The sequence below is a fragment of the Larkinella humicola genome, assembly GCF_008727875.1.
Taxonomy (GTDB): domain Bacteria; phylum Bacteroidota; class Bacteroidia; order Cytophagales; family Spirosomataceae; genus Larkinella; species Larkinella humicola.
On the sequence record NZ_VTWS01000006.1, the window covers coordinates 297,321 to 310,326 of the forward strand.

At 52.6% G+C, this 13,006-nt stretch carries 11 protein-coding genes; 5 read left to right on the forward strand and 6 right to left on the reverse strand.

Annotated elements, in window-relative coordinates; translation table 11 throughout:
• Positions 1-163: 163 nt before the first annotated feature.
• Positions 164-1,582 carry a hypothetical protein gene (locus F0P93_RS22745; protein WP_150880033.1) on the reverse strand — a complete coding sequence of 473 codons (1,419 nt, stop codon included), beginning with the start codon at positions 1,580-1,582 and terminating at the stop codon, positions 164-166.
• 1,127 nt (positions 1,583-2,709) lie between these two features.
• Here F0P93_RS22745 and F0P93_RS22750 point away from each other — a divergent pair.
• The 3 genes from F0P93_RS22750 to F0P93_RS22760 all read left to right on the forward strand — a co-directional run bounded on the left by F0P93_RS22750 (position 2,710) and on the right by F0P93_RS22760 (position 5,235).
• Positions 2,710-3,864: a zinc-dependent alcohol dehydrogenase gene (locus F0P93_RS22750; protein WP_150880300.1), complete on the forward strand. Its 1,155-nt coding sequence runs from the start codon at positions 2,710-2,712 to the stop codon at positions 3,862-3,864.
• Between the two features lie 7 nt (positions 3,865-3,871).
• The gene (locus F0P93_RS22755; RefSeq protein WP_150880034.1) at positions 3,872-4,375 is read left to right on the forward strand and encodes a hypothetical protein; all 504 of its coding nucleotides are present in this window, start codon (positions 3,872-3,874) and stop codon (positions 4,373-4,375) included.
• A gap of 146 nt (positions 4,376-4,521) precedes the next feature.
• Positions 4,522-5,235, forward strand: a complete 714-nt coding sequence (locus F0P93_RS22760; protein ID WP_150880035.1) for a DUF72 domain-containing protein — start codon at positions 4,522-4,524, stop codon at positions 5,233-5,235.
• 46 nt (positions 5,236-5,281) lie between these two features.
• On the opposite strand, the gene F0P93_RS22765 is transcribed toward F0P93_RS22760, so the two are convergent.
• Together F0P93_RS22765 and F0P93_RS22770 are read right to left on the reverse strand one after the other, a co-directional pair.
• Complete coding sequence (locus F0P93_RS22765; protein ID WP_150880036.1) at positions 5,282-7,108, reverse strand: glycoside hydrolase family 2 protein; 1,827 nt, start codon at positions 7,106-7,108, stop codon at positions 5,282-5,284.
• A gap of 127 nt (positions 7,109-7,235) precedes the next feature.
• Positions 7,236-8,030 (reverse strand): hypothetical protein, encoded by a 795-nt coding sequence (locus tag F0P93_RS22770; RefSeq protein WP_150880037.1) that lies wholly within the window; start codon positions 8,028-8,030, stop codon positions 7,236-7,238.
• Positions 8,031-8,329: 299 nt separating this feature from the next.
• Between F0P93_RS22770 and F0P93_RS22775 the strand changes: the two genes are divergently transcribed.
• Positions 8,330-8,848: a hypothetical protein gene (locus F0P93_RS22775; RefSeq protein WP_150880038.1), complete on the forward strand. Its 519-nt coding sequence runs from the start codon at positions 8,330-8,332 to the stop codon at positions 8,846-8,848.
• 228 nt (positions 8,849-9,076) lie between these two features.
• Positions 9,077-9,325 (forward strand): hypothetical protein, encoded by a 249-nt coding sequence (locus F0P93_RS22780; protein WP_150880039.1) that lies wholly within the window; start codon positions 9,077-9,079, stop codon positions 9,323-9,325.
• Positions 9,326-9,341: 16 nt separating this feature from the next.
• Here the strand turns inward: F0P93_RS22780 and glf are convergent, their stop codons facing one another.
• From glf to F0P93_RS22795, 3 genes are read right to left on the reverse strand one after another with little or no spacing between them, the layout of a single operon-like run.
• Positions 9,342-10,463 (reverse strand): UDP-galactopyranose mutase, encoded by a 1,122-nt coding sequence (gene glf / locus F0P93_RS22785; protein WP_150880040.1) that lies wholly within the window; start codon positions 10,461-10,463, stop codon positions 9,342-9,344.
• 49 nt (positions 10,464-10,512) lie between these two features.
• Positions 10,513-11,826 carry a family 1 glycosylhydrolase gene (locus F0P93_RS22790; RefSeq protein WP_150880041.1) on the reverse strand — a complete coding sequence of 438 codons (1,314 nt, stop codon included), beginning with the start codon at positions 11,824-11,826 and terminating at the stop codon, positions 10,513-10,515.
• Positions 11,823-12,773: a glycosyltransferase family protein gene (locus tag F0P93_RS22795; protein WP_225309604.1), complete on the reverse strand. Its 951-nt coding sequence runs from the start codon at positions 12,771-12,773 to the stop codon at positions 11,823-11,825. The genes F0P93_RS22790 and F0P93_RS22795 overlap by 4 nt, the downstream gene beginning before the upstream one ends.
• Positions 12,774-13,006 lie beyond the last annotated feature (233 nt).

A 13,006-nucleotide genomic window follows, 5' to 3' on the forward strand; every position in this document is an offset into this window, starting at 1 on the left:
CAGGCCTGTCCTGTCCTCCAACATAGACGTCAGAAGTTGTTCAGAGAGGATGGTTCTCCAACTATAGTAAATCTCATGGCCCCTTTTTTGCCGACAGGAACCTTGTATAGTCGAATCATTCTATAAATACCTCAGGATAATCCTATTATACTATAGGTGCGATTCAAATCCCCGACAGAATCGTGTTCACGGCCAACCCCTGAACGGCTTCTTGAGAGAGGGCCATAAGCTTGCCCGATTCCGCCAGTGTCTGGTTGAGCTGGGCGTTCAAAACGACGGACGTCCCCAGCGCGTCATTGAAACGCAGCTGGGAGCCCACCAGATCATCGAGGTTCACGCCTACTCCCGCCAAGGCGGTATGCTGCCCTTGCAGGGCATCGTACAACAGCCGCGCCTGTTGTTTGGAGACGGCAAACGAGCGGGCCAGCTGCGTCACCCGCTCGTCCACTTGGGTCACTGAGTCCGCTACCCATTCCCCGATCTCGAAGATCGCTTTCCAGCGCAGGAGCTTCCCCGCCAGCCCCTGTACCACGCCCGTTAAGCCCTCTGCGGCTGCGTTCATCGAAGGGCCGAACGAAGGGCCCAACCCCGAAAACCGGCCCGGCAAACGGCTGGCATCGGCCATCCGGGCCGCTAGTTGGTGGGCGTTGAAGAAGCCCCCCAGCCGGGTCCCGCCAACGTCTTCCATCAGGTGAACCATGGAGGCCACCCCGGCTTTCAAATCACCGATCTGCCGGGCTTTCTGACCCCAGATCGTTGCGGTTTCGCGCAGCAGTTGCTGTTCCTGTTTCAGGGCGGCCTGACTGGCCATGGCTCCGTCCCGCTGGGCTTTCAGGCTGTTGGCTATGCCCTTGGCGTAGCGGGAACGGTCGTGGGTCAACTTTTCCAGCAGGGCCCGGTGCTGCTCTTCTTCGGCCTTGAGCTGGGCGGTCATGGCCTGTTTCTGCTGGCGGTGGGTAGTGGCCCGCTGCTCGGCCTTGAGCTTTTCCCGACGGACCTCGTTGTCATCCAGCAACGCCAGTTCGGCCACGGTCAGGGCCACCCGGCTTTTCCAGTGTTTGGGGGCCAGTAGTTTGTCCTGATACGCCTTGGATTTGGTCTGCACCGACGCGATAACGTCCACCAGTGCCCCTTCCGCCCGGATACGCTGCTGACGCAGATCCCCGAGCATTTTCTCGATATCCCTGCGTTTGATGTCATTTCGCAGAAACCCTTCGTCGAACCGCTTTATTTTCTCGACCAACCCCAGATTATAGCGATTGAGATCGTTCAAGGTGGTTTGCGTATCCTTTTCGGCTTTCAGGAATTGGACCGCACGGGCGAGGTGTTTGGCGTACTGCTGGGCCCCTTGGGATAGGTTGTGCTGTTCCTGCCGGGCTTCCACCAGACCCTTCAGCAGTTCGTCGTAATAGTCCCGGACTTCCGTCCGGTTCAGGAATTGACTAAACTGGGCATCGTCCATTTTCCGCCCTATAGCGGACTCTTTGTTGTCGCGGACGTAGTGTTGAGCCGCCTGACGGATCAGGGATTTCTGGGGGGCGGAGAGATTGACAAACTGGGGAGCGTCGAGGTAGTCTGGCATGCTTTGAATCCTTTCGTATACATACATTGCCGCTCGAAGGCAAATCCCCGAACAAAAGCTTGTCGAAAAGTTAGCATTGCAAAGGATGCTCCGGCGGTTCACCCTGATTGCTTTCCAAATTCACCCTATTTTCTATCTATCTCATTATCAGACTCGTACATATAAGAAAATAGACTATTCTCGTACATAGGGAGAGAGCCCCTGACCTGTGTGGGTTAGTGTGCCTGTGGGTATGAAGTGGATGTAGTGGAAAATAAAGGCTGGTCTGTTAGATTCATGACGATAACTTTGCGTCCAGCCCCCAGGCTGGACGACTGCCTGGGTTCGAAAAGCGGTTGTCAAAAAAAAAGATGGCGGCTACACGATGAGCTTGGGTCGTTAGTATGATTTGAATAGCTTTGATAAATGCTAGAAATTAAGGATGATAAGTGACTGTGGATTTATTAAAGTATGTTTTAAAATCATGTCAATAAAACCTTTCTTATAAGAGTTTCTGAAGCCACTGCTGTTTTTCATAGCGCGACTTAATCGGCGATAGGCATTTAACCAGGCTAAATATCGCTTGATTTACCAACGTTTTTTTGTGTCTTAAAACCCTTGGCACTTTCCGGTCGTTGAGTGATTCCCACTCGGTACGTACAGGATTCCACATGGGTTTCAAATTCATCTCGATAGCTGCCGTCTACAACGATTATTTCCAGACGCTCACTGGCTCAAGTTGCCATAAAAGTTCAGTGCAAGCGCCACTGTACATTGGCAGCTAGTACAAAAATTCCTGTTAGTAGCCCTAAGCTGTCTACAGCGATGTGACGCTTCTGTCCGCAAGCACGGCCTCATGTTAAACCGTGTCATGGCCTACCCAAAGTCCTTTTCAAACACTTTGATTGTAAACCGCCACGCGACTCGATTTAGCTTGAAGTCCTTTGCGGCAACGCTCTGAACTAACAACAGAAGCTGAACTTGTTGCCAGATTGGTTCGGCTATCCATTTTTTAATGAACTTGGCTGGAAGAGATCCAGAGAAATTTCGCCAGGGACCGAATGCTCACTAAATAACATCCCTCCTATTTTTTGGTAGTTAACTATTCGGAAGCCAGTTCCGAAAATACAAACGTAAAAGCGATTGCTATGCTAGCCATGAATTACCGCGGGCCGCAACGGGTCCGTGTCAGCCACAAACCCATGCCCGAAATCAAGCATCCCGAAGATGCGATTGTGCGGGTGACCCGCTCCTGCATCTGCGGGTCGGATTTACACCTCTACAATGGCAATGTGCCGGATACGCGGGTCGGCATGACATTCGGACACGAATTCATCGGCATTGTCGAAGAAATTGGTTCGGAAGTGCACAAAGTAAAAGTAGGTGACCACGTTCTGGTGCCGTTCAACATTGCCTGTGGCAAGTGCCATTTTTGTCGGCAGGGCCTGTACGGAAACTGCCATGAATCGAACACGCAGGCGACAGCGGTGGGCGGCATTTTCGGGTATTCACACACGGCGGGGGGCTACGATGGCGGGCAGGCCGAATTTGTTCGGGTTCCCTATGCCAATGTGGGACCGACCGTTATTCCACCGGATATGGACCCGGATGATGCCGTCATGCTGACCGACGTAGTGCCAACGGGCTACCAAGCTGCCGAAATGGGGGGTATTCAACCCGGCGATACGGTGGTCGTTTTTGGTGCCGGTCCGGTGGGAATCATGGCCGCCCGGTGTTGCTGGCTGTTTGGGGCTGGTCGGGTAATTGTCCTCGATCAATACGAGTATCGGCTGGAGTTTGTTCGCAACTACGCCAATTGCGAAGTCTACAATTTTAAAGAAATGGACGATCCGGTCGTGTTCATCAAGAAAATTACCGACTGGATGGGGGCCGATGTGGTGATCGATGCGGTCGGTGCTGAAGCAGCCGGAAGTGCTCTGCAAACCATTACGGGGCGAAAAACCCTGCTACAGGCGGGTTCGGCTACGGCGCTGCACTGGGCCATTAACTCGGTCAAAAAAGGCGGAATTGTGTCCATCGTGGGCGTCTATGGCCCAACGGATAACCTGGTTCCGATCGGCAATGTCGTTAACAAAGGACTGACGCTGCGGGCCAATCAGGCTTCGGTCAAGCGTCTGTTGCCGAGGCTCATTGAGCACGTCCAGAATGGGATTTTAAACCCCAAAGCGCTGATCACCCACCGCATCCCGCTGGAAGAGGCCGCCGACGCGTATCGCATGTTTTCCAGTAAGCTCGACAATTGCATCAAACCCGTTCTTATTCCCCCATCCGCCAGAATGTAAAATTCCTATGGAAACAAAAACCAACGATTTACCGGCTATCGCCCAAAACTATTCGCATATCAAAGGCTGGGGCATCGACGCCGATCCGAAAAACGACCCGACTTATCCCATAAAACACCGCACCAACGATGAACAAACGGGCTATAGCTGGGAACGACCCACGCAGCAACCGGTGGACGTGGAAGTGTTGCGTTCCATCGAACGGCCGACGATCAGTGCGGTTTTTGGTACGTCGACACCCCCTTCCGGATTGAGTGGTGCCATCCGCCGGTATGCATTTAAATACAGTGAGTCCGAATATGGTCACTGGCTCCCGCTGCTGCTGGCCGACCGCGTCAATATGGTGGAAGGCATCATCGATGATTTCAGGCGGGGGCATGTTCCCAATATTTTTGCTGAAAGAGGCTGGAAAGCGGAATGGAAACATGACCCGCAGGGGCTAACCAAAAAAGTACTCATCGGAACTGCGGTCACCGTGGTGGTTTTTATGCTTCTCCGAAGAAAGAGATAAGAAAACCGCTAAGTTCTTACCTAAAAAGTCGATCAGATTACCGGCAGAAACCGGCGGGTTCTGATCGACTTTTTAGTACCTTATTCAGATGGGGCCGAAAATGCCGGTTTGTTTTTCCCTATTTTGTTCAGTAGTGAATAGTGACTATGATAAACATTGGTACCTGCGGTTTTCCGCGCCCCAAAACCGAATACGCCCAATTCCTGTCGTGCGTAGAAGTACAACAGACGTTCTACCAACCACCCCGGATTTCGACGCTGGAAAACTGGCAGCGACAACTGCCGCCCGAATTTGAATTCACCATCAAAGCCTGGCAGCTTATTACTCATGAATCCCGAAGTCCGACGTATAAGCGGTTGAAGAAACCCCTTTCGGAAGAAGAACGTCCGCAGGCTGGTTCGTTCAAACCGTCGGATGTCGTTCAACAGGCCTGGCAAGTCACCCTCGCCTGTGCCAACGCCCTGAAAGCCAAAACCGTCCTGTTTCAATGCCCGGCCAGTTTCAAACCGACCCGGGAAAATGTGGCGAATCTGGAAAGCTTCTTTTCCGGCATCGACCGCCAGCAGCTCAATCTGGTCTGGGAACCCCGTGGTGCGTGGGACTGTCAGCTCGTGAAAGATCTATGCCAAAGTCTGCAACTCTGGCATGTGGTCGATCCATTTACTACCCAAACCGTTACACCAGAACAGTGTTACTTTCGGCTGCACGGACGCCAGGGCTGGCGGTATCAGTATGAAAAGCAGGAACTGTCCGACTTGCTGGAATTGCTGCCCGAAAACCAGTCAGCTTATGTCTTTTTCAACAACATACACATGCTGCAGGACGCCCTGCTCTTCAAAAAGCTTTTGGAAAACCGGTAGCTTGCCCAGCCGTGCGGTCATCAGAACCGGGTAGCCGTTGTATTACCTACGATGGCGGTAAATTCCTCGAATTCAGCAAACCTGCCGGTACAGTCAGTTCACCGGATTTTGGGTCGATCAATCCGTTGCGTTCATCTTCGATGTTCGTAGCCTGCGTATAAATATCGCCAGCAATCGTGTGTTGGCGTAATTCGCGTTTGAAGAGCCCGATGCGTTCCGCCCGTTCGCTGGCGTCGTTGGGGCCACCGTAGTCGGCAAAACCAAAACCGCCCCACTCACTGATCACTAACGGTACCTGTCGCCGGTAGAAAAACGGATCGCCGACCACCAGTGGAAAAGCGGCCACGCCAGTCAGTTCGCCCGCAGCCAGTCGGTCGAGCAACGCCCGCCAGTGTGCCAGATCGGGTGTATAAAGGTGCGCCGTCAGCAAATCCGATTTCAACCGGCCTTCGAAAGACACATGCTGCCAGCCATCGTTATCAACCACCAGAAACTGGGGATGCGCCATTTGCATGAAGTGATACATGTCCACGATATACCGGCGAGTATCCGGGTTGGTCGCAATATCCTGAGCGCCCCAGTCTTCGTTATACAGACTCCAGATAACCACCGAGGGGTGCGTGCCGATAAGGGCCACCATCCGCAGCAGTTCGGCCCGGTGGTTTTCCCGACTTCGAACCGTGGAGACGTGCGGGCTGGGTACTTCCACCCACAACAGTAAACCCAATTCATCGGCCAGGTTATAAATTCGGGGATCAATTCCGGCAATATGCACCCGTACGAGGTTGCAACCCAAGGCTTTCATGGCCCGCATGTGCCGTTGCATCTCCTCAAAAGTGGCGGTACCAGGCTGATAGAGAATACCATCCAAATAAATCGGTTCATTATTCAGGTACACGTAGCGACCCCGGGCTTCTATTTTTCGCAGGCCGAAGTGCGTTTCAATTTGGGCCGTATAGCCTTCCTGGTCAATCAGTTGGGCCACGAGTTTGTAGCGGATGGGGCTTTCGGGTGACCAAAGCTGGGCATCGTCCATATCCAAGACGACCCGCTGCTGCTTTTGCCCGGCGTCTAAGCGCAAGGGATAGTCCGAGCTGCTCAGGGGTGTGGCCGATCCCGGGGCAAAAGACTGCAACCGCAATACATAGTCACCTGGATCATGAATTCGGGTGGTCAGGCTGAAGCGCACGAGCCGGTCTTCTACAATGCTGACCACGCCAACGCGGGACCGCAGCCGATTGCGCTCGACGGTTTCTAGCCATATACTCCGGACGGCTCCGGTGTAGGTCTGGTACCAAATACCGCCCCGCTTGTAGACGTGGGACTCCTGTTTGCCCCGCGGAATTTCGGCATCCATGGTATCAGCAATGCGAACCGTGAGTCGGTTCTCCGGGCGCAAGCAATCTTCCGGCAGTTCATACGAGAACGATGTATATTCCCCTAAATGTACCTCTTCATCTTCGATGGTACGGAGCGGGTAGCCGTTGAGCCAGACCCGGGTTTCGTATCCGCACGCCCCGAAGGTGAGTTGAATCATCGACCGGGCGGCTGATTCGCTGCGGGAGGGCACGGCAAATTCCCGTTCATACCAGGCTACCACCTTATCATGCCAGCCCATAGCTCCGGATTGCCCTTTTGCCTGACCCAGATGGGCTTCAATGGAACCGGGCCACTGCGCGGTTTCTTCAAACGAATGGCCTAAAAACCACCGTTCCTGTATGCCCCGATCGTCAGGATCGATCGTAAACCGCCATTCGCCATCGAGCAGCAGGAAATCATTGGACCGTAAAACCGCTCTGGGCAGTTGGTTGACCGGTTCGGCGCCTTCGGATTGGCTCGCTGAAAAACCGGTGTTCGGATGCTTTAACTCCATATGGAACGAGAAATGATGGAACGTCTTTGCCCGCTATTCACGCGGGCAAAGACGGTTTTAAGGCGTAAACCGGGCGTTCGCTGCGTGTTGGATCACGCTTGCGATTCAAGGGCAATCGCTGGCAGAATCAATAGATTGGGGCCTCTCCCTGGTTCGCTTCGTCGTCCACCTGCTTGGTCAGCAACGCGCCAAGTTTGGTGGCATTCAGACTATCCATTTTCGCCGTCGGGCCGTGATTGACCGTGATATGGAAGACGTGCTGCAGATTCAGGATGTGCAGCGTTCTGCTTTTCGCATCCCATACGGCTTTTTCCCACACACCCGGTACGGGCTGCGGCCCGGCTTGCTGTTCGTCACTGTCCTTCAATTGAGCAGATGCCAATTGACCAGGAGCCGCGTTAACCTGAATCGAATCGTTCGGAGCGCCCGCTACGGAGCTATTTCCGGCTGACGAATTATTTCCTACTCCGCCAACCGGACTTTCAGCACCGGCTCCCTGAGGTTCCGGGCCCGTATACGGTTGTTTTCTGCCGCGACGATCCAAGGCTTCGGGTTGATACAGGCGGTTAAAATAATAATCGGCATGAAAAACCGACTCAAACGGACGGTCGGTGGTGGTGGAAAGAACCACCAGCTTTTTATTGTTCAGGACGACTTCACAGGTACTCTCGGTTTCCTTCCAGATCAGGGGCGCGTCTTCCTCCAGGTTGAACATGGATTTGAGCGACGCTCCACCCATGTAATAACACGGCATATTGTATTTGTAGTACTCGCTCAACAGCCGGGTGCCACTCACCTGGCGCCCTAATGTATTCGAAGCATGACGCGCCCCACCACCACTATCGATATCGGCGGTGCCGGAACTACCTCCTCCACAGGCCAGCAGCCCCAAGAGGGATATTGCAATCCAATAGCTTTTCATGGGTACCTTGTTTACATAAAAGTCGTTACCGTCACCCTGAGAATGGGATTATTTCCACAACAAAACAGACTGACCCGACTTTAATGGAACTGCGCCAGGAACGAGATTGATGAAAATCATCTTTTAAAATGAGGATTCGGCCCGGCGCGGTAAGGCGCATGACCAACTCGGCGACGATTACTAGCTTGCTTTAAAGGCCGCAGACCGAATCCTCATTCTTTTATTTTTTCCGGTAACTCCTTCCAATAGATGCTGTTTTCTATGAGTATTTATTGAAAAAACAATAGTCAAACGCAACGATGAAAAAGGGAATACTGTTAGCAGCGATGATCGTAGCCATGACTACAATTCAGACGCAAGCACAGTCAACATCCGCCAAAAGTTCGCCCAGCCAGCAGCTAACCGGTTCCAGCGGAAGCGGACAAACCAGCGGATCGACCAGCCTAAACCCCGGCTCCAATCCGCAAACCACCAACTCGGACAAGCAGGTCCCAGGTGCCACCGGACAGACCTCGGGAACCAGTGGACGAAAAGGGGAAGGTACGCGCCTGAGCAGTCAAAATACAACGGGAGCGGCCAGCACCATCGATCAATCCAGTGCGGGAACGTCATCCGGCACCAGTCAGCAGAGCCGGAACCGGCGCTCAGGTAATCCCTATTCTACCGAACTCAAAAACGGTTCGGGAACGGGCAGCGAAGGCACAACGCAGGGCAGGGGTTCGCGTAATTACAAGAAATCGAAACGGTCGCAGAAGCAGAGCGCTGATTCGCCCGACCCCCAGTCGGGCGAATCAGCGCGAAATGGTTCCCAACGATAAGTCTGATGTTTATGATTGGTAATGGCAATAACCGTAGCCAGCTAGTGGCTGCGGTTATTCTTTTTTGAATGCTGCTCTGGGGCGGTTCGGACGGGGTGGACATAACCAAACGCCGCTGCCTCATTTTGGCTGCCGTCGACAAACCATGTAAACGAAGCATACGTAACGGAGCAGGCGTTTCAGCAGAGTAAACTTGCTGAAATACCGTTTCACAAACCTGATGCAACTATGAAAATTGGTGAAAGCTTGATGAAGCACCTCAACAAAAAATACGCTCCCTCTCAACTGATTACCTTTAAATTCAGTCGCTACGATGTGGCTTTGAAAACGGACGAAGACGGAAATCCGATTCTGATGTACATCGGCAAAGCCAACGACCGGGGCATTATCCGGGGCGATCAATTCACGCGACGCCTGCTCAAAGATGCGGCCGGTGTCATCATCAAAGACCACTGGGATTTTAAAGGGAAAGTGTAACCGAATATCACTACGATCAGCCTTTTATGGCTTCCTGAAGCGAGTCGATACCGGCTAATTTCTTAAACAGCGTTAGGGCCTGAGCGACCACCTGATCCATATTATAATACCGATAGGTGCCCAGACGCCCGACGAAATGAACCGATGCCTGTCCGTCGGCCAGTTGCTTATACTGGCGGTAGAGCGCAGCGTTCTCGGGTCTGGGAATCGGATAATAGGGATCGCCCTCATCCTGGGGATATTCAAACGTAATGCTCGTTTTAGTGTGTTCCTGACCGGTAAGTTTCTTATACTCCGTTATGCGGGTATAGGCATGCTCATTGGGGTAATTGACAACCGCAACGGGTTGGTAATTAGCCACTTCTAACGTCTGATGATCGAAGCGCAACGACCGGTAAGGAAGTTTGCCATAACAGCAGTCAAAATACTCATCGATGGGCCCCGTATAGATCAGTTCGTCGAAGGAAAGTTGCTGGTTTATCTCTTTGAAATCCGTACCGAGCAGCAATTGAATGTTTGGGTGATCGACCATTTTCTCAAACATTTTCGTGTAGCCATGCAATGGCATACATTGAAACTGATCCGTAAAGTAGCGATCGTCCTGATTGATCCGGGTTGGAATGCGGGCGGTCACCATTTTGTCAAGTTGGGAAGGATCAACGCCCCATTGCTTGCGCGTATAGCCCCGAAAGAATTTTTCGTATAAATCCCGCCCTACCTGGCTAACGACAACATCTTCAGCCGTTTGAATATCCGCAACGGGTTCGCCAACACTGTCAAAGTACGCCATTAACTGCTCGGACGTAAATGAATAGCCATACAGTTTATTGACTGTATCCAGGTTGATGGGAATGGGTAACAGTTGACCGTCTACTGAAGCCAGTACCCGGTGCTCATAGGGTCGCCACTGCGTAAATTGCGATAAGTAAGTGTAGACCTCAGGCGAGTTGGTATGGAAAATATGGGGCCCATATTGGTGAATCAGAATACCGTCTTCATTCAAACAGTCAAAAGCGTTTCCGCCGATATGGGACCGTTTGTCGATGAGCAAAATGCGTTTATCCAACTGCGTCGCCAGACGCTCCGCCAATACGCTACCGGCAAAACCTGCCCCGACAATAACATAATCGTAATGCATAAACTGAAAAATGAAATGGTAAGATCCGTTAAAACTAAATAAAACATGGTCAATACACTTGCGCTACAGCTTGCCACCAGCCTAAACCGGGGGGAACCAGTTTGCCGGGATTCTGTCCTGTGGCCAGTCTTTGTATCAAACTGGCTAAAGGGGTCATTCGCAACTGCCCCGATTGAACATCGAAAGCCCCCGGTTCATAATGACCTTCCTGGCGGGTCAACAGGCAGTGCCAGTCGTAGGAGCCTAAAAGAGCCCAGGCAGTAACCGCCTGTACATCAACTCCGGCTTTTCGGACCTCCTCCGTTTGCTGCCAGACATCGAGCAGCCAGCGCATCTGCTCATCGACGGTGCAACCCAAATGGGCTTCAGTAACGGCGATGGGAATCCCATAGCGCTCCCAGGTCTGCTTTAGCAAACCATTCAAGCCAATGCGTCGCTCCGGTGCCGCCCGAACCACCTCCGTGTCCACATAGCGGTGTCGGCCGTTTCCACCCCACAGGTGAGCCGGATGCAACCAAAGCTGCTCATCCAGATAGCGCTCACTGGTAATGTAATGGTTAACCCCAATCAGCGAAGGCGGACTGGGGTTATCACTAAAAAAGGTCAGGTCTTTCTGGTGAATACCCACCCAGCGGAAATAATCCCAGAGCGGATGCTGCTCCGTAACGCGCCCGCAGAGTAAATCCCAGGTGAGCCACCGGCGATGATTTTCCCATTCCGTCTGATAGTTTAACTGGAGCGTACCATGCACCTGCCCCAGATCATCGGTTTGGATTAACTGGGCATCAGGCCGCACCTGTCGGATTTGCTGCATACTCAGAACGGTAGCCTTGCATTGCCGGAGCAAAATTTCGGCAAACGCCCGGTCATTGGTTTTATGCGGAAACCAGTGACCATTTAAACACGAGAAGCGGGCTGTTGTCAACGGTTCGTTTACGGGTGTATAAGCATCTATCCAGGGATACCGTTCCGCTACCTGCCGGGCATAGCGGGGCAGTTGCTGCTCAAAATTTGGCCCGTTAAAGGTGGCATATCGTGGGCCACAGCCATGATGGACCAGGCCAACGATGGGCCGGATCTGGAGTTGCTGCAACAACTCCAGGCGCTCATCCGCCCATCGCCAATCGGGCTGATCGACCCGCTCGGAAGCTGTACGCTCCCACAGGATCGGGTATCGCAGGGTTTTCAGACCCAATTCTGCTATCTGAATGAGGTCATCAGAACGGTAATGATGCCCGTTCCGTAGGAGCTGATCCTGATAGCAATCGCCTACACGGTTAACGGTACACTCAATCCCGCCCCAGAGTGCTAACGGCCGCAGCACCGAATCTGTCGGTGCTGCGGATCCGGTTTGCCCGCTCATAAGGATAGCACCGGCTGAGTGTCCGGGGAATCAACGTCCTTGGCCCTTAATTGCTCTTCCACCAATCCCAACATCGCCTGCCAGGTTCGCTGCCAGGATTGTTGCCGTAACTGGACATCGATGCCCACCCAGTCAGGTTTGGGATGGTTTTGCAGCATTCTACCAATAGCTTCTTCAAACGTCAGCACAGAATCGGCAATCCAAACGGGACCGCAGCCACCGTAGGTCGTGACCACATCCCGAATGGGTGTTGAAACAACCGGGAGGCCACCGGCCAGATACTCCGGTGTTTTCGTCGGACTAATGAAGCGGGTGGATTCGTTGAGTGCAAAGGGCAACATTCCTATCTCCCAGTTACTAAAATAAGCTGGTAACTCGTCGTAAGATTTCATGCCCAGGTAATGCAGATTCGAAGCCTGCGGTAGGGTATCCGGATCAATTTTTACAACCGGCCCCAACAGGATGAACTGCCAGGTGGGCTGACGTTGGGCAAGTTCCCTTAAAAGAGATAGATCGACCCGTTCGTCAATCACACCACTGTAACCAATGCGCGGATAAGCTATCTCCTGCTGATCGGCTGGATCAAGCAAACCCTGACGGGCTTTGGCAAAGTGTGCGTAGTCGACACTGCTGGGAAATGCATGAACGGATGGATTCAGCTTCTTCTTAGCTTCGAATAAGCTATGACCGCCCGTAAAGACCAGATCAGCCCGTTGTAACAACTGCTTTTCCTGCTCCCGAAGCTGGGGCGAAGCCCCCTGAAAGGCAGACAGTTCATCCATGCAATCGTAGAGCGTTACCCGGGGTTTCAGATGATCGGTAAAAGCCAGTGCCATAGGTGTATAATACCACGTACCGTAATCCGTGATACCGTATCGGATCAGCAAACCGCTCAACCATTGCCGTTGCTGATCGATTTCCGCTTCATGGCCGGTAGTCGGTAACAAATGAGGAATAAGGATATGAAGCTGTGGGGTAATCGAACGGACTTCCAGCCAGTTGTGATCGTCTCTGACGGGTTCCTCCCAAAACCAGACCCGAAAGTGCTTACTTGCCCGGCTTAACAGGTGTTGAGGGCGTTGGTATACAAAGTTCCAACGCAAATGCGAAAAACAAAGTAAATCCTGTAACTGATAAGCGGATGAGATTGATATTTCCTGTTCTGATACTCGTAATTGGG

Coding starts and splice junctions, on each gene's coding strand:
- F0P93_RS22745 (WP_150880033.1), bottom strand. CDS start 1,582: ATGCCAGACTACCTCGACGCTCCCCAGTTTGTCAATCTCTCCGCCCCC.
- F0P93_RS22750 (WP_150880300.1), top strand. CDS start 2,710: ATGCTAGCCATGAATTACCGCGGGCCGCAACGGGTCCGTGTCAGCCAC.
- F0P93_RS22755 (WP_150880034.1), top strand. CDS start 3,872: ATGGAAACAAAAACCAACGATTTACCGGCTATCGCCCAAAACTATTCG.
- F0P93_RS22760 (WP_150880035.1), top strand. CDS start 4,522: ATGATAAACATTGGTACCTGCGGTTTTCCGCGCCCCAAAACCGAATAC.
- F0P93_RS22765 (WP_150880036.1), bottom strand. CDS start 7,108: ATGGAGTTAAAGCATCCGAACACCGGTTTTTCAGCGAGCCAATCCGAA.
- F0P93_RS22770 (WP_150880037.1), bottom strand. CDS start 8,030: ATGAAAAGCTATTGGATTGCAATATCCCTCTTGGGGCTGCTGGCCTGT.
- F0P93_RS22775 (WP_150880038.1), top strand. CDS start 8,330: ATGAAAAAGGGAATACTGTTAGCAGCGATGATCGTAGCCATGACTACA.
- F0P93_RS22780 (WP_150880039.1), top strand. CDS start 9,077: ATGAAAATTGGTGAAAGCTTGATGAAGCACCTCAACAAAAAATACGCT.
- glf (WP_150880040.1), bottom strand. CDS start 10,463: ATGCATTACGATTATGTTATTGTCGGGGCAGGTTTTGCCGGTAGCGTA.
- F0P93_RS22790 (WP_150880041.1), bottom strand. CDS start 11,826: ATGAGCGGGCAAACCGGATCCGCAGCACCGACAGATTCGGTGCTGCGG.